The sequence below is a fragment of the Paenibacillus sp. FSL R5-0810 genome, from assembly GCF_038002285.1.
Lineage (GTDB): Bacteria > Bacillota > Bacilli > Paenibacillales > Paenibacillaceae > Paenibacillus_AQ > Paenibacillus_AQ lactis.
Genome location: NZ_JBBOCF010000001.1, coordinates 5184537 through 5201113, shown reverse-complemented (window position 1 = coordinate 5201113; position 16577 = coordinate 5184537). Strand labels below are relative to the sequence as shown.

The window sequence follows — 16577 nt, the reverse complement described above, 5'->3', positions numbered from 1 at the left end:
ATCGCCATTACCGACCGACTCCGCATTCATTCTGTCGCCATAACAATCCGCCCTGCATCGTGTATCAGATCTTTCTTCCAACGCATGCCCACGCCAATAAATCTCTCTATAGTAATAACTCTTGAGAAGGCCAAAAAGTTGCAGGTCTCGGCCATACTCTTTCGATTTGTACCATTTATACGAACCCTGCCTGAACGTTCCGACAGGAAACTATGAATCTTCATCCAGAAAAGGTATGTATTGGTACCCATATGGTTCAAAAAAAACCCTGTATCCTTCTATTACCACAAACAGGGCGGCTCCAAGCGCGAACTCCATGTAATTTTATGAAACAGCCGGCAATCCGCCTGCTCCATCCATCGTGAACAACCCAATCCAGTGCATTCCAAAGATGCACATTGTACCAAATACCAACAGCTGTCATGAGCATGTTCTTTAGTGCTCCTATTGTACCACATCAGTCACGTTTAAAGTTAGCTGTCTTTTGTAAAAACAATTGTCAAATTGATGGAAATATTTTTGGAATTCCGTTCACATACCTCAGGCATGATGCTGCAGCCACGCTTCTCCTAACACACACAATAAGGTATTACGCTATTTTCGCCCCAAGGTTCCGAGTTTTTCGCTGAGGCTGCCCGTTGTCTTCAAGGTGATCGAGCTGCTGCTTGCGCATGCGTCCGCCATAAGGCGGGGATGTTAAGAACGCGTCGTGATGATGGTTCACGAAAAGGAGGTGATCGAATATGGCTAGAAGATCAAGACGGCGCCGCAGTCCAGAAATGCAGCAGTTCATGAACGACGTCATGCGGAATGAGGGCTACCAGGTCAACCCGCAGCAGGAAGTGAAGTATGAGGTTGCAAAGACGCTTGGCGTCCCGCTCAAGCCTGAAGGCAACGGCAATCTGACCACCGAGCAGGCCGGGAAAGTCGGAGGCGCTATCGGCGGCTCGATGGTCCGGGAAATGATCCGGATGGCACAAGAGAGTTTAAGTAAGCCGTAAGAACGTTCTTAGTTGCCTGCTATGGATAAAAGCACAAAAGCACTCCATGGCTTCCGAATGTTGCACGGCCCGGGAGAATGCCTCATCATGCTTCCATGCCGTTCCTTGCACACTCGCTAGGGGTTAGCGCTCGGCGCTTCGCGGTGTGCAGCTGGGCCCCTTAACGCATGCGACGCAGGCATAGCTTATGGCGGCTTATGGCGATAACGCCGTTGCTGCATCTTTTTCACTTAGGGGTAAAAGAGCAAACAGGCTGCCTCTGTCACGATCCACGTGACGGAAGCAGCCCTTTCTTGTGTGCATATTTTCGCCTATTCTCTCGATTATACTGATTTCCAACGTTTTTTTAATTCATAACTAGGTGTCGCACAGCTTAAACTCACTGTCCTTGAAGAAGCAGCCGCGGTTTATCATCGTATCGCGCACGATCATTTGGACCAGCTCCTTCATGTTTCAATAGCTGACCATTCAGTATATGCCGCCACAATGCAACTATACCCGCCTGCCGCTGCATATACGGGAAACGAATCACTGCACATACCAACACACCCACTGTCCCAGCGGTTCGCGCAGTTCCTGTGCCAGCACAGGCCCTACTAATCGCTGACCTTATCCCAGGGGGTCGAGCGGTCATAATAGGTGTCGCACAGCTTAAACTCGCTGTCCTTGAAGAAGCAGCCGCGGTCCTCCATCGTATCGCGCACGGTCATTTTGGCCAGATCCATCATGTTATGATCCAAGCTGAGATGCGCCAGATAGGCCCGCTTCGTATCGCCTGTCAGCAGCTCGCTCAGCGCCTCTCCGGCCGAATTGTTGGACAAATGGCCCATATCGCCGAGAATCCGGCGCTTCGTGTTCCATGGGTAGCGTCCCATCCGCAGCATTTCGATATCGTGATTCGCCTCCAGCACCAGCACGTCCGACCCGTCCAGCGCTTTTTTCACTTTATCGCTCACATACCCAAGGTCTGTCGCAACACCAAGCTTCTCATCGCCGTCATAGAAGCAGTAACCGACCGGTGCCGCAGCGTCATGGGAAATTTCGAACGGCTCGACCCGCAGCGTCCCAAAATCCTTCACCTCATGACTCTCCAGCACAATCCGGTTCTCTTCGGCAATCTTTCCGAGCGATTTGCTCATCGCTTCCCAGGTCTTCTCATTGGCATAGATCGGCAGATTGTATTTGCGCGCGACGGCCCCGAGTCCTTTAATATGGTCGGAATGCTCATGCGTTACCAAAATACCGTCGATTTCTTCTCCCATCATATCACGTTCCTTGAGCAGCTCATCGATGCGCCGGGCACTTAAGCCCGCATCAATCAGCAGTGTCGTATCCTCGTTGCGGACAATGGTCGCATTGCCCGTCGAGCCGCTCGACAGCACGGAAAAAGATATCCCCATAATTCTGTTACTCCTTTGCCGTATCGCTTTTGGGTGTGAGCACATCCCCACTAATTCCCTGTACATAGATCATTTCGCCGTTATCCAGCGTGAACCGCCATGTCGGCGCCGCCAGCTGGTCCTCCGTATTGAACAGCTGACCGTAATAACCGAGCTGTATGTCCCTCACCGCCGTATCCCGCGGTATGAAATTACGCTCAATCAAGGTCTCCAGCGCTTTGGATGCCGGGAGCACCTTCTGCTCTTCCGCCCCGTCCGTCGGCAATATTTCAAACACCGGCTCACGATACGCATAAATCTTCTGCGACTCATGGATAAACTCCAGCTCCACATTAAACAGCGGCCATTCCTTCAGCACCAGCGGCCGGAACACAAATACATGCTCTTGATCCGAGGGCTGATCATGACGATAGTTTCCGAGATTCGGTATAGTCCCTTGCAGAACACTGCGCAGCTCCTTCTCATCGGCGTAAATGAGCTTCGTATCTACCGGCTCTTCGAGCTCCACCGGCTCCTTCTGCATTTCGGCGCTGTAGATATAATTGATTTTGGGCAGCTGCGGCGTTTCCGACGGAATCGGACTCTGCACCTGAATCCCGTTCTTCTCCATGATCTGCTGCGTGCTTTCCGAGAGCGAGGTAAAGTCCAGACTGGAGCCGGCCTGCTCCCGATAGTCGATCCACAGCTGATAGCCCAGCACCAGATTCAGCAGCAAAAAGGCGTAGATCAAAACATTTTTAGCCCGGCCCCAATCCATGACGGTCCCTCCTTGTTCTCGTAATTCCAACACAATCTGCTTTACCCGTTACTCCAGCGTGCGCACACTTCCGTTCTGAAGCTCGACGGCCCATACCGGTTTAAGCAACAGCCCTTCTCCTGTAATGATCGGCAGATATGCCGGCTCCAAATTCTGAATCCGGGATTCCTCTGCGATCGTATCCAGCTTCGCTTGGAGCTCCTCGCCTCCCGACAGGGTCACCATCTGCTTGCTCAGCGCCGGCGATTCCAGATAAAGCAGCGAACGTTCATACGACGTCACCGTGCCTTGCTGCAGATCTAGCTCCATCACGCCGTACTGGAAGCCTGACGTATTGAGAATCGGATAGCCTCCGTAGTACTGCTGGAATTTCACCAGCGTGCGCTCCTCAGATTCACTAGCTTTACTGAGCCGGTAGATTCCGTTCCACCCTCCATGCTGGTTGACAAAATCAATCGCAGACAGCACATCCTTGCCCGGACTGCTCTCTCCCGACGGCGGCGCAGCCGGGTCGGTATAGCTGATCCAATGCTGCCCCTGATCCACCTGCAGGCTGCGCTTGCTGTCGGTATAAATTTCGGAGCCGTCTTTTTCCCGAATATTGCGGGTGATGCTAGGGTCAAAGAACAGGCTGCGCTGCATCTGCTCAATCGTATACACGCCGATCGGCAGCTCGGTGCTGACCATATTCAGCTTCTTGTTCGGCACATAATATCTGCCATTAACCATGGTGTATGGCGTCCAATTGAACCCGAAATCGACCAGCTGATCAACGTCCTGAACGGTCAAGTCCGCCTGGACGGCTTCGTAAACGACATCTCCCTTGGTGCTGAAAAACATGACATGAACCTTCGCCTCGCCCGGAACGCTGTACAGCCACATTTTGTTGATGCTCTCTCCACTAAACAGCGAATCGGGCACGATCTGCATCACGCGCTGCAGAAGTGTTACCGGGATGCCTGAATCAAAGCTTAGCTCAATGCCTCGGTTCTCGGATCGAACCTTGTTCCAGTCGATATTGCCTACCATCCGGCGCTGGAAATTGTCGAAGGTCCGGCCCTTCAGCCGGTTGTACACCAGATTGTAGAACGTATCGTTCGGATAAAAGATCGTATGCTTGTCCTCACCGAGATGAATGATCATTTTGTCGGGATACAAGAGATTCTCCGGCTTCTCCTCCGGCCCCATCTCCTCGGTTCGGATGTAGGAATCCTTCGATTGAACGACGGAATCGCTGCCCGGCAGGCGGTAGATCAGCACGTAGCTCTGCACGAGACTGCCAAGGACCAGCACGACCAGCAGTAAAGTCTTTAATCGTTCCTTCACGGCGTTGACCTCCCCTCGTCATTCAGGGGCAAGGTAAAGGTCACGGTTGTACCTTTCTCCAGCTCCGACTGAAGGGTGATTGAGCCCCCGTGGGCTCTAACAATTTCCCGGGCAATGGACAGGCCAAGACCGGTGCCCCCCAAATTGCGGCTTCGAGCCTTGTCCACCCGGTAAAACCGTTCGAAGATGCGATCCAGATCCTTCTTCGGAATGCCGATCCCGGTATCTTTCACGGATAAGGACAGCATGCCGTCCTCTGTGATGCTTGCCTCCATGGTGATGGAACCCCCGTCGGGCGTATATTTCAGGGCGTTGGAGATCAGGTTGTCAAGCACTTGGTCGATACCGTCCCGGTCCAGCATCGCTGCTGACACGCCTGGCTTGATATCGATAATGGTGCGGATATGCTTCTGTTTCATTTGAAAAGAGAACCGGTCCTCGACATCCTCCAGCATCTCCACGATATCCGTCGGCTCCTTATGAAGCGCCGCTTCCTTGGAATCGAGCCGCGACAGGTGAAGCAGGTCGGTGACGAGGCGGATCATCCGCCCGGTCTCGTTCTGGATGACGCCGACAAAGCGCGGCCCCATCTGCTTGTCCTCCAGCGCCCCGTCTTCAAGCGCTTCGGTATAGCTTTTGATCGTGGTCAGCGGCGTGCGCAGCTCATGCGACACATTCGCCACGAACTCCCGCCGCGAAGCCTCAAGCTTCTCCTGCTCCGTTACGTCCTGAAGCACGGCAATGGTGCCCGTAATCCCGATCTCCCGCCGATGGATCGGCGTAAAGGTAACCCGCACCATGAACGGCTCTCCGCCTTCGCGCGGCGCGATCTCCAGCAGCTTGGAGTCATGATGCTCCCCGCGTGCCAGCGCCTCGGATTCCGCTTCCTCCAAGCCAAGGAGCGACCCGATATCGCGTCCAGCCAGCTCCTCGCCTTCCACGCCCAGCATCTCACCGGCGCGGCGGTTCATCAGGATCACCCGGCCCGCTTCATCCGTGGCAATGACGCCGTCGCTCATGTTGGTGAGGATCGAAGCAAGCTTCTCCTTCTCCTCTTCGTTCTGGGACAGCGCTTCGCGCAGGCGGCTCGTCATATAGTTGAACGCCTGGCTGAGCTGGCCGATCTCGTCGCTGCCGAATACCGGCGTTTTCTCGGTAAACCGGCCGTCGGCGACCGCGCGCGCATGCTTCGTCAGCTCCTTGATCGGGTGCGTGATCGTATGCGACAGGATAACCCCCAGCACGGCCGTTAAGCCCAGCGCCAGGAGAATCCCGGATATAAAAATATTGTTAATCCGCTGCATTGTATTGTACAGCTCGCTCATGCTCGCAACGATATAGATCGCGCCTACGATCTTGTCGTTATACATGACGGGCTTGGCGACGACTTTTTTGCGGATATTGTCATCGTCAATAATGTATTCCTCGTTGTCCTGGATTCCCTGCAAAGCCCGGCTTACGACAGTCTGCGTGTTTTTCGTGCCCTCATAATCGGCGTGGGAAGGCAGTGAGGTCGTCAATACCCGTCCCGTCGAATCCAGCACCTGGATCTCGGCCCCGCTCAGATTGAACAGATTGTTCACCATGACGCGCAGGCTTTCCACGGGATCCTCCTCCGATTCGTTCTCGCCGCCAAGGGTTTTGGCGGCCAGCACCGACATCAGCTCCGCACGCTCCTGCAAATCCTTCGTAAAGTTGCTGGTCAGGGACGTCTTCATCGCACTGACGAAATACACCCCGATCAGCTGCATCGCGATCAGAATGAGCAGCACGTAGATGATGATCACCTTCGCCTGAATCGTGCGGAAGAAGGAGAGCCACTTCATTAGAGGCCTCCGTTTTTAAGGCTTCGCATCAGGTAGCCGAGACCGCGCCGGGTTAAAATATATTCCGGCTTGCTCGGATTCTCTTCAATCTTCTCCCGCAATCGGCGAATGGTCACATCCACCGTGCGTACATCCCCGAAATACTCAAAGCCCCATACCGCTTGCAGCAAATGCTCCCGGGTCATCACTTTGCCGGCATTGCGCGCCAAATAATACACCAGCTCATACTCGCGGTGCGTCAAATCAAGGGCCTCGCCGCCCTTATATACCATATACATATCCGTATCAATAAACAGATCGAACAACCGCAGGCCTTGTCCGCCCGCGCCGGTACCGCCCGTTTGATCGGCCGTGCTGTCAGGCTTTTGCTGTCGGCGCATCTGCGCCTTCACCCGGGCCAGCAGTTCTCTTGTGCTGAACGGCTTCGTCACGTAGTCGTCCGCCCCAAGCTCAAGCCCGAGCACCTTGTCGATCTCTCCGTCCTTAGCCGTCAGCATGATGATCGGGATCTGCAGGTTGGCGGCACGCACCTCGCGGCATACGTCCATCCCATCTTTACCGGGCAGCATCAGATCAAGCAGCATCAGATCCGGGCGCCGAGTCAGCGCGATGTCGACCGCACTGATGCCGTCAAAGGCGCAAATGACCTCATAGCCCTCTTTTTCCAGGTTAAATTTCAAAATATCGGCGATGGGCTGTTCGTCATCCACCACCAGAATGGTTCCCTGCATCTTCCTGTTCACCTCATACCTTCACTTGAACGGTCTTCTTTTCATTTTAACACACCTGCCGCCTAGACACACCCATTCCGCCGGGGCAAAGGACACCCATGCATGCAGCACTCGCTCCTTTGCTCCAGCTTCCACTCCGCCTCCCACACCCCCGCCTCCATGGACCGCTCCGATTCACGGGGAGCGGCCACCTCTTCGGCAGCATCGGCCTCCACGGGAATGGGGATGGACTTTGCAGATAAGGGAAACCCTTCATACTCAGCTTGGGGTGGCATTCGGAAAGCGGAGCGCTCGCCTTTGAATTCGGAAAATCTCATCAGGGATTAGTAGTTCCAATTTTCCGAATTCAACAGCGATGGAGAAGGACACCCCATGCCACTAGACTGCAAAGATATTTCCCGCTCTGCCTCCCACACCCTCGCCTTCATGGCCCGCTCCGGTTCAAGGGGAGCGGCCACCTCTTCGGCAGCGTCGGCTTCCACGAGAATGGGATGGACTTTGCAGATAAGGGAAACCCTTCATACTCAGCTTGGGGTGGCATTCGGAAAGCGGAGCGCTCGCTTTGAATTCGGAAAATCTCATCAGGGATTATTAGTTCCAAATTTTCCGAATTCAACAGCGATGGAGAAGGACACCCCATGCCACAAGACTGCAAAGATATTTCCCGCTCTGCCTCCCACACCCCCCGCCTCCATGGCCCGCTCCGATTCACGGGGAGCGGCCACCTCTTCGGCAGCATCGGCCTCCACGGGAATGGGGATGGACTTTGCAGATAAGGGAAACCCTTCATACTCAGCTTGGGGTGGCATTCGGAAAGCGGAGCGCTCGCCTTTGAATTCGGAAAATCCCATCAGGGATTATTAGTTCCAAATTGTCCGAATTCAACAGCGATGGAGAAGGACACCCCATGCCACTAAACTGCAAAGATATTTCCCGCTCTGCCTCCCACACCCTCGCCTCCATGGCCCGCTCCGGTTCACGGGGAGCGGCCACCTCTTCGGCAGCATCGGCCTCCACGGGATTGGGGATGGACTTTGCAGATAAGGGAAACCCTTCATACTCAGCTTGGGGTGGCATTCGGAAAGCGGAGCGCTCGCCTTTGAATTCGGAAAATCTCATCAGGGATTATTAGTTCCAATTTTCCGAATTCAACAGCGATGGAGAAGGACACCCCATGCCACTAAACTGCAAAGATATTTCCCGTTCTGCCTCCCACATCCCCATCCCCCATCCAAGCAGATGCAAACGAAGAAAATGACCGCCCCCGTAAAGGAGCGGCCATCTTCATCATTATGATATATAAAACCAATAATGGCTTATGTCGTCACTAGTAACGATAGTATAACACAGATTTATAAATATTTCATCGGGTTTTGGGCAACTCCATTTTTTTGAATTTCAAAATGGAGATGGGTTCCGGTCGAACGACCGGTATTGCCCATCACGCCAAGCTTCTGGCCTTGGCTGATGGACTGGCCGTTGCTGACGGAGATCCGGCTCATGTGGCCGTACAGGGTACGGTAGCCGTTGCCGTGGTCCACAATGACCACATTGCCGTACCCGCTCTGCTGGCCGGAGAAGACAACCCGACCGGAGGCCGCGGCCATAATGGTGCTGCCGCCGACAACGTCGATGCCCTCATGGCTCCGTCCCCAGCGATGTCCGAAGGAGCTCGTGATGCGAGCTCCGCTCACCGGCCAGGCGAACTGCTTGCTGCTCGACGTTTTTTTGCTCACCTTCGGTGCAGCCGCTTTGCGTTCCACCTTCGTGCCTTTATAAACAACCTCCGGCAGCGCCTCCTGAACCACCTCTTGCCCGGTCCACAGCTTGGAGACCACCCTGCCGTTCTCCTTCGTGACCACGTAACTCACGGTTTTGACACCGTCTCGCCCAGGGCGGACAACCTTACGCTTCCCGAGAGGAAGCTGGTCGCTCTTGCGAACGATCGTCTCCGGCTTGCTCGGCTGCTTCTCGGTAACCGTCTCGACCGTCCGCACCGTGAGCAGCGCTTCCGGCTGGGTAAGCTGCAGCTCGGCTCCAATCTGCATGTATTTTTCCTCAAGCCCCGGATTCAAGGCCATAACCTCCGACGATTTCATCCCGTACTGCTTGGCAATCGAGGAAATCGTATCCCCTTCTTTCACCGTGTAGGTCACCGGCTTGTCCTTCGCTCCGGTCAGCACCTTCACGGCGTCCTCCACATCCAAGACCTTGTTCGGATCGGCTTTCGTGCCGGCCACGGTAATCTCTTCCTTGATCTGGACGGACTCCAGCTCTGCGTCTTCTTTATTCTTGGTAGAAGCTTGAGCAGAGACCTTCTTAAAAGCAACCTGCTGCGTCTTGGTCTTCCCCGCATCCGCGTCCGGCGCAAATTTCAGCTTGGCAGCCTCAATCGCAGCCCTTGCCGTCTCCTGGTCCTTGACGATCGCAACAGTCTTGCCGTCCACCTTCAGCTCGACGCCCCGAGCGTATGCCTTCAGCATGCCGTCCAGCTTGTTCAGCGTTTCCTCGCTGTTAATTTCCGGCTTAAAGGAGCGATCCGCTTTCGTCGTAATCCCATCGGTATGCAAAACCATCAGCACATCCGGGTATTTCTTCTGAAATTCCTGTCGCTTCTCTTCAAACAGCCGGTCCAGCTCGGCGTCATCGGCAATCGCGCCGATCGCTTGACCGTTTACATATACATGATAGAACGGAATGGTATTGGCGTTCACATAAGCCTTGCTGCCGGTATATATCGATCCTGCTAGGAGTAGAGCCCCTGCCGACATCCAAATCCACTTGCGCGGAACGGCCCGTCCAGTAGATTCCGGATGAGAAGGCAGCTCGGACTCGTCTGTTGAATTGTTGTGTAGGGCGGAGCGATCCGCTTGCTGTCGACGAAGCAAACCTTCGACCCACCGTATCCCCTTGAAACCCTTCATGTCCCTCTCCTTCTAGCCTTGTTCATATGTAATCACTGCATATCATCTGAACATGTTGACTGCTCGTTTGAAAAATGTCATCACCTGTCAAAAGGTATCAAAATTTTAACCTTTTTGATCTTTGTATACTTTAACATAGCCGTTAAGCTCATTTCAAGTTTGCCAAAACATCAAAAAACCCGCATCACATGCGGGTTTTCACACGTCTTCCAATATTAAACGGCTTGCAATTTGTGACAAAATAGTGACCAGGCGCATCTCAGCTCTTGGCCTTGCTCTATTCCTGGAGCAGCGAGATTAGTTTGTCGTACTCAGCTTCACTCAAGTATTGGGTGATGCCCTCCTCGATCTCCGCGAGTTCGGCCTCCGTCAAGCCATCCTCCATAGCTTCCGATATTTTCTGCATTTCCGATTGGGGAAGCTTATTCATCAGCAATGTAAAGATTTCCTCCTTGTCCTCAAGCGGCAGACTGCCTTTGCGGTCTACAATATCGCCAGGAGTCATGACAATCTGGTCGTCCTCTGGCGCCGTTTCCGAATCGGCCGCGGAGCTGCCCATCACCGGCAGCGATCCATCCGGAGCCCCCTGCTCGGAGGACGTCCCTTCCGTTTCCCCCGTGCCTGCATCCGTTTCTTCAGCCTCCTGCGTCCCGTTAGTCTCCGCATCTGCCTCGTCTGCACCAGGCTCCTTGTCATCGCTTCGCACGGAGTCTGGTGAAGTTTGATTGGCATTCGTCACATTCACAGTTTCCGAAGTGGCTGGCGTCGTACCAGTTCCGGTGTCGGCACCCGCGCCAAAGCCAAGCATCGTCTTCATGATGCCTCCGACTCCTAGAGGCTGAGCCTCAAGCTGAATATTAAGGCTGGACAGGATCGACTGAATATAAGCGTTCACAACGATTCCCGTGGTCACAATCGTCAATGTGCTGACAAGGATTGCCGTCAGGCTGACCTTCAGCAGCCATTTCATCAGATTCATCCGCCTCTCCTCCTTCCTTCCGCATGCCATAAGACGGCGTAATGATGGCTGTCTTCTTTTTCCAGTATTGACGCTTATCGTTCCCTTCAACCTCAAAGCTTTCATATTTTCTATTGAGAATTGCTATATTGCAGGGATATCCACCCCGTGCATTCGCATAATTACGGCATGTTGATATGATCACCTATGCCCCCTATGCCGGACCTGCATACGATAAAGTACCAGTTGCATGAGATGCTAGAGCCGAACGATGTCCGTCTGCCAGTAAGCCGGAATGAGAGTGGTGCATTGTCATCTCAAAGTGAGAGGAGGCACATTAGACGCATGTTTATACATTCTCAAGAGAGCGAGCCGCTGGTATCCGTGGTTATCGCATGTTATAACTATGGGGTTTATCTCGAGGAAGCGATTGACTCATGCCTCGCCTCCACGATTCAAAATATCGAGATTATTGTTGTCGATGACGGTTCCACAGACCCTTATACCGTAGAGTTGTTCCGAACCATGAAGAAGCCAAAGACGAAAGTCATTCGACAAGAGAATAAAGGAATCCCGGCAGCGTTAAATCGGGGGATACGGGAGGCAAGGGGGAAGTATATTTTTCGCCTTGATGCCGATGACCGAATCCACCATACGCTGCTGGAGAAGGGGGCGCTCGTATTGGATACCCGCCCTCATGTCGGTTTCGTTACTTGTTATCTTCAGGCATTTGATCAGGAGAATTGGACTTGGATCCTCCCCCCCTTCTCCTTGGCCCAGCTGCTCAGAGATAATATAGTCGTGGGGAATTCAATGTTTCGGCGTGCCGCATGGGAGGGATCGGGCGGATTTGACGAACAAGGCAAAGGCTACGAGGATTGGGACTTCTGGATCCAGCTGACCAGTCTCGGTTGGGGAGGATTCTGTATTCCTGAATTGCTGTTCTTCTACCGCAGACATGGCGAAACCGAATCCGTCAGACAGTTTCCCCGCCAGAATGAGCTTCGCGAACATCTTCGGAGAAAACACCACCGGGCCTACAGCATGCTCGATGCCGGACAGCTAGAGTACAGCATGAGGCAATCGTCTGCGATATCGGCAAATTGGAACATTCAGTCAGATAACTATATGGTGACCAAACCGGCTGACGACAAAATTAAAATTATGATCATCATGCCTTGGCTCATTATCGGCGGGGCGGAGACCTTCTTTCTGGATCTGTTGGAGGCCATGCCCAGAGATCAGTATCACATTACACTGGTCACGACCATACGGGAGGAAAGCCCGCTTTACCAGAGATATGACCAATGTACCGATGAAATCTTTCTGCTCCCTTCGATTTGCGAGCTGCCGGAGCAAATGGAGGCCATCATCCATTACCTGATCGAAACTAGGGGCATACAGATTCTCCATAACAACAACAGCGAAGTCGGCTACAATATACTGCCTGGCTTGAAAGCGAGATTTCCTCATCTTAAAACCATTGCCCTGCTTCACGCCTATGTTCCTGAATTGCCCTGGGATCATGTAAGGCATTCCGTTCAGTTCGATCCTTGGATTGATTGCTATAACGTGTGCAGACAGTCAATGAAGGACACCTTGACGAGCCTGTTCCATATCAATCCCGAGAAAATCTGCCTGCTGCCAAACGGGATCAATACGAATTTATATCGCCCCGGTACTGCCGAGGAATATGCCATATTAAAACAAGGCTTTAACATCCCGCTGGATAAGAAGGTCGTCTCCTACATCGCCAGACTAAATATCGACAAGGACCCGTTAAAATTCATTTCCATCGCCAAACAAATGATCGCTGCCGATTCCGCGGATCGCTACCGGTTTCTAATCGTTGGGGAAGGTCCGTTGAAGCAGCAGGTAATCGAAGCCATCGGGTCCCTGTCGTCCAAAATCATTGTCCTTGGTGCGCGCGGAGACGTGCATCAGATTCTGAAGTTTACGGATGTCATGGCGTCCACCTCACCAAGTGAAGGACTTCCGATTAGCGGCTTGGAAGCGATGGCAGCCGGGGTGCCCGTCATAGCCTTCGCTGTCCGGGGATGGATGGATTTGATTCACCAGCACCATGACGGCATTCTCATCGGGCGTTCCGAAGCAGAGGAGCTGGATTACGCCCAGCAGCTTATGTACCTCCTGGACCATTCTGAATGGAGAGAGCGAATGAGCGCTGCCGCCCGTCAGAAAATAGAGACTTATTACGGACGCGAAGCGTTCCTTAATCGGTATCAGGCACTCTACCGTTTATTGGTATCAGGCATCATTCCTCATTGAGGTTAACTTTCGTTCCCCGATCTATATAATCTATGGAAGGGATTCAGCAATGGCTGCCATAATAGGGTACGCACGTTAAAAGACCGGAATCATCCGCATGTAACGCTTTCGGATGATTCCGGTCTTTATGCTGCCAGGAATAGCATTCCCGGCTCTCCCATAAGGCCGTACGCCTTGTTAAGAAGCGTATGGCTTCTTCCCCTCTGTGATCATAGCTATCCTGCCGTGCGGTTCGCTGTCTTAGCCCCAATTCCAAACCCAGCGTCATGCTCTTTATTTCTAACTCCATTATAGGGTTGAAATCTTTGCGGTCGAGGGATAATTTTTTCGGACGGAGGGGAATAATCTTATACTTCTTCCCCATCGCCCCCAAAATAAAAAGCCTGCCGGGTTCTCACACCCCGGAGCAGGCTTCACAGGTCTAACGGATGACGTTTTCCGTCTCTATATTTTGGAACAATTCCATCCTCTACAGCATTATTCGTAGATCGGCAGCACTTGATTCGTCTGCTCCCGGTTGCGGCCTACCGAGAAAATCGCAATCGGAATGCCGGTCAGCTCCGATACCCGCTCCACATAACGACGGGTATTCTCCGGAAGGTCCTCCAGCGTCTTCGCACCGGTGATATCCTCGCTCCAGCCTGGCAGCTCCTCATAGATCGCTTCACATTCGGCCAGCATTTTAAGGCTGGACGGATAGTGCTTGATCTCCTCGCCACGGTATTTGTAGGCTGTGCAGATCTTAACGGTCTCGAGTCCGCTCAGCACATCAAGCGAGTTCAGCGACAGGCCGGTGATTCCGCTGACGCGGCGGGCATGGCGGACCACGACGCTGTCGAACCAGCCGACGCGGCGGGCACGGCCCGTAACAGTACCGTATTCATGGCCTTTTTCCCGGATATAGTCGCCGATCTCATTGTTCAGCTCGGTTGGGAATGGTCCATCGCCGACACGGGTCGTGTACGATTTCGCTACTCCGATAACCTGCTGGATCTTGGATGGGCCTACACCCGAGCCGATGCATACGCCGCCGGCCGAAGGGTTGGACGAAGTAACGAACGGATAGGTGCCTTGGTCGATATCCAGCATAACGCCCTGTGCGCCTTCGAACAGCACCTTCTTATTTTCATCAATCGCATCATTCAGCACGACCGACGTATCGCGGACGTATGGACGAATGAATTCGGCATACTCCAGGTACTTCGTCAAAATCTCCTCGACATCAAGCTCCTCGCCGCCGTACACTTGCGTGATCACCTGATTCTTCTCCTTCACCATATGGCGAAGCTTCAGCTCGAACTCCTCGGGATCCATCAGATCCGAGATCCGGATTCCGTTGCGCGCTGCTTTATCCATGTAGCAAGGACCGATCCCTTTGCGGGTTGTACCGATCTTGTTCGGGCCCTTCCGGTCCTCTTCCAGAGCATCCAGCACCATATGGTACGGCATGATGACATGCGCCCGGTCGCTGATGACCAAATTGTCCGTGCTGAATCCATTATCGTGAATATAGTTAATCTCTTCAATCAGTGCAGCCGGATTTACGACCATGCCGTTTCCGATTACACAGGTTTTATCTTTATAAAATACTCCGGATGGAATCAAGCTGAGCTTGAACTTTTTACCGTCAATCAGAATGGTGTGACCGGCATTGTTGCCGCCTTGGTAACGGGCCACCACGTCGGCGCTTTCCGCCAAATAATCCGTGATTTTCCCTTTCCCTTCATCTCCCCATTGTGTTCCCACAACGACTACCGTTGACATATTCATTCCTCCGCCCGGGCATTAGCACCCTTATTATTTCGTCAAACCCTTTATGAAATACATCGTCTTGAAGCATGTTTCATATCCTCAACTGCACAAAAGGCAGCAATACCAGTGTAACAGTCCTTATTTTTAAAGTCAAATAAAAAACGAACAATCGTACACTATGCAGTACGATTGTTCGGAATTAGGACGAGAACTACAGATGATTCCCGAATATATTCGTATATAATTGGCTATCCCGCGGCAAAAGCATCGGCATGCGTACGCTCGTAATTGACGAATTTGTTGAAGTTCTTCAAGAACACCAGCTCGACCGTGCCGACCGGGCCGTTACGCTGCTTGGCAATAATGATCTCGATGATGTTCTTCTTCTCCGTCTCCTGATTGTAATAATCATCCCGGTACAAGAACGCAACGATATCGGCATCCTGCTCGATCGAACCGGATTCCCGAAGGTCACTCATCATCGGACGCTTGTCCTGACGCTGCTCGACGCCCCGGCTCAGCTGGGACAACGCGATTACCGGCACTTCCAGCTCCCGCGCAATCTGCTTGAGCGTACGGGAAATCTCGGATACTTCCTGCTGCCGGTTCTCGCCCGGCTTACCGCGCCCGTGAATGAGCTGCAGGTAGTCAATCAGAATCATCCCGAGCCCCTTCTCTTTCTTCAGGCGCCGGCACTTCGCCCGGATATCGGCAACCGTAACCCCAGGCGTATCATCGATATAAATTTCCGCTTCCGACAGCGCGGCGATCCCCATCGTCAGCTTGGACCAGTCCTCATCGCCTTTAAAATCACCGGTCCGCATGACGCCTGCGTCGAGGTTCGCCTCGGCGCAGATCATACGCTGAACCAGCTGCGGCGCGGACATCTCGAGACTAAAGATCGCGACCGTCTCCTTCGCCCGAATCGCTACATTCTGCGCGATATTCAGGGCGAACGCCGTTTTACCTACGGATGGGCGCGCCGCTACGATAATAAGGTCACTGCGCTGAAAGCCGCTCGTCATTTTATCGAGATCAACGAAGCCGGACGGTATTCCCGTCGTGCTCCCCCGGTTCTGATGTAGAACCTCCACCTTCTCGAACACTTCCATCAGCACATCCCGGATCGCAATGAACCCGCTGCCCGTGCGCCGGTTGGAAATTTCGAGAATGCGGCGCTCCGCCTCGCTCAGCATGCCGGCTACATCTTCCCCGCCGGTATAGCCTTCGCTCACGATCTGCGTCGCTGTTCGGATCAACCGCCGAAGCATCGATTTCTCTTCGATGATCTGCGCGTAGTAATCCACGTTCGCCGCCGTCGGAACCGCATGCGCCAGCTTCGCTAAATAACTGACGCCGCCGATTTCCTCCAGCTGTCCTTTATCCTGAAGACGGGAGGTGAGGGTCACCAGATCGATCGGCTGATTCTCTTCTCCGAGCTGCACCATCACTTCGTAGATCATCTGGTGCGTTTTGTCGTAGAAGTCCTCGGTCTGCACCCGCTCCATCGCCGTAATCAGCGCTTCGCTCTGCAGCAGAATGGCCCCCAGCACCGCCTGTTCGGCTTCGAGGTTCTGCGGGGGGACCCGATCGAAATAGAGTTCTCCTCCCAT

Annotated in this window: 11 protein-coding genes and 1 pseudogene; 2 read left to right on the top strand and 10 right to left on the bottom strand. The window is 53.3% G+C overall.

Translation table 11 applies throughout. From position 1 onward, the window contains the following. Positions 1-743: 743 nt before the first annotated feature. Positions 744-1001, top strand: a complete 258-nt coding sequence (locus MKX76_RS23110; protein ID WP_028406228.1) for an alpha/beta-type small acid-soluble spore protein — start codon at positions 744-746, stop codon at positions 999-1001. 357 nt (positions 1002-1358) lie between these two features. Here the strand turns inward: MKX76_RS23110 and MKX76_RS23105 are convergent. The 8 genes and pseudogenes from MKX76_RS23105 to MKX76_RS23070 all read right to left on the bottom strand — a co-directional run. After that, a pseudogene (locus MKX76_RS23105) lies at positions 1359-1454 on the bottom strand (MBL fold metallo-hydrolase); the annotation flags it as partial. Between the two features lie 143 nt (positions 1455-1597). Continuing rightward, on the bottom strand, positions 1598-2401 hold the full coding sequence (locus tag MKX76_RS23100) for an MBL fold metallo-hydrolase (RefSeq protein WP_007129189.1): 804 nt from the start codon (positions 2399-2401) through the stop codon (positions 1598-1600). A 7-nt stretch (positions 2402-2408) separates the two neighbouring features. Next, complete coding sequence (gene yycI / locus MKX76_RS23095; RefSeq protein ID WP_007129190.1) at positions 2409-3158, bottom strand: two-component system regulatory protein YycI; 750 nt, start codon at positions 3156-3158, stop codon at positions 2409-2411. Between the two features lie 48 nt (positions 3159-3206). Then, on the bottom strand, positions 3207-4484 hold the full coding sequence (locus MKX76_RS23090; protein ID WP_007129191.1) for a YycH family regulatory protein: 1278 nt from the start codon (positions 4482-4484) through the stop codon (positions 3207-3209). Further along, entirely contained in the window at positions 4481-6235 is a 1755-nt protein-coding gene (gene walK, locus MKX76_RS23085) for a cell wall metabolism sensor histidine kinase WalK (protein ID WP_387733780.1), read from the bottom strand. Before walK ends, MKX76_RS23090 begins: the two co-directional genes overlap by 4 nt. A 74-nt stretch (positions 6236-6309) precedes the next feature. Next, the gene (gene yycF / locus MKX76_RS23080) at positions 6310-7041 is read right to left on the bottom strand and encodes a response regulator YycF (protein WP_251535891.1); all 732 of its coding nucleotides are present in this window, start codon (positions 7039-7041) and stop codon (positions 6310-6312) included. Between the two features lie 1352 nt (positions 7042-8393). Next, positions 8394-9965: a peptidoglycan DD-metalloendopeptidase family protein gene (locus tag MKX76_RS23075; RefSeq protein ID WP_210094164.1), complete on the bottom strand. Its 1572-nt coding sequence runs from the start codon at positions 9963-9965 to the stop codon at positions 8394-8396. 277 nt (positions 9966-10242) lie between these two features. Next, positions 10243-10944 (bottom strand): hypothetical protein, encoded by a 702-nt coding sequence (locus tag MKX76_RS23070; RefSeq protein WP_210094165.1) that lies wholly within the window; start codon positions 10942-10944, stop codon positions 10243-10245. A gap of 324 nt (positions 10945-11268) precedes the next feature. Between MKX76_RS23070 and MKX76_RS23065 the strand changes: the two genes are divergently transcribed. Further along, positions 11269-13212, top strand: a complete 1944-nt coding sequence (locus MKX76_RS23065) for a glycosyltransferase (RefSeq protein WP_341034659.1) — start codon at positions 11269-11271, stop codon at positions 13210-13212. A gap of 477 nt (positions 13213-13689) precedes the next feature. Here MKX76_RS23065 and MKX76_RS23060 read toward each other — a convergent pair whose 3' ends face one another. Continuing rightward, complete coding sequence (locus MKX76_RS23060) at positions 13690-14976, bottom strand: adenylosuccinate synthase (RefSeq protein ID WP_144870886.1); 1287 nt, start codon at positions 14974-14976, stop codon at positions 13690-13692. A gap of 236 nt (positions 14977-15212) precedes the next feature. Then, entirely contained in the window at positions 15213-16577 is a 1365-nt protein-coding gene (gene dnaB, locus MKX76_RS23055; protein ID WP_007129199.1) for a replicative DNA helicase, read from the bottom strand.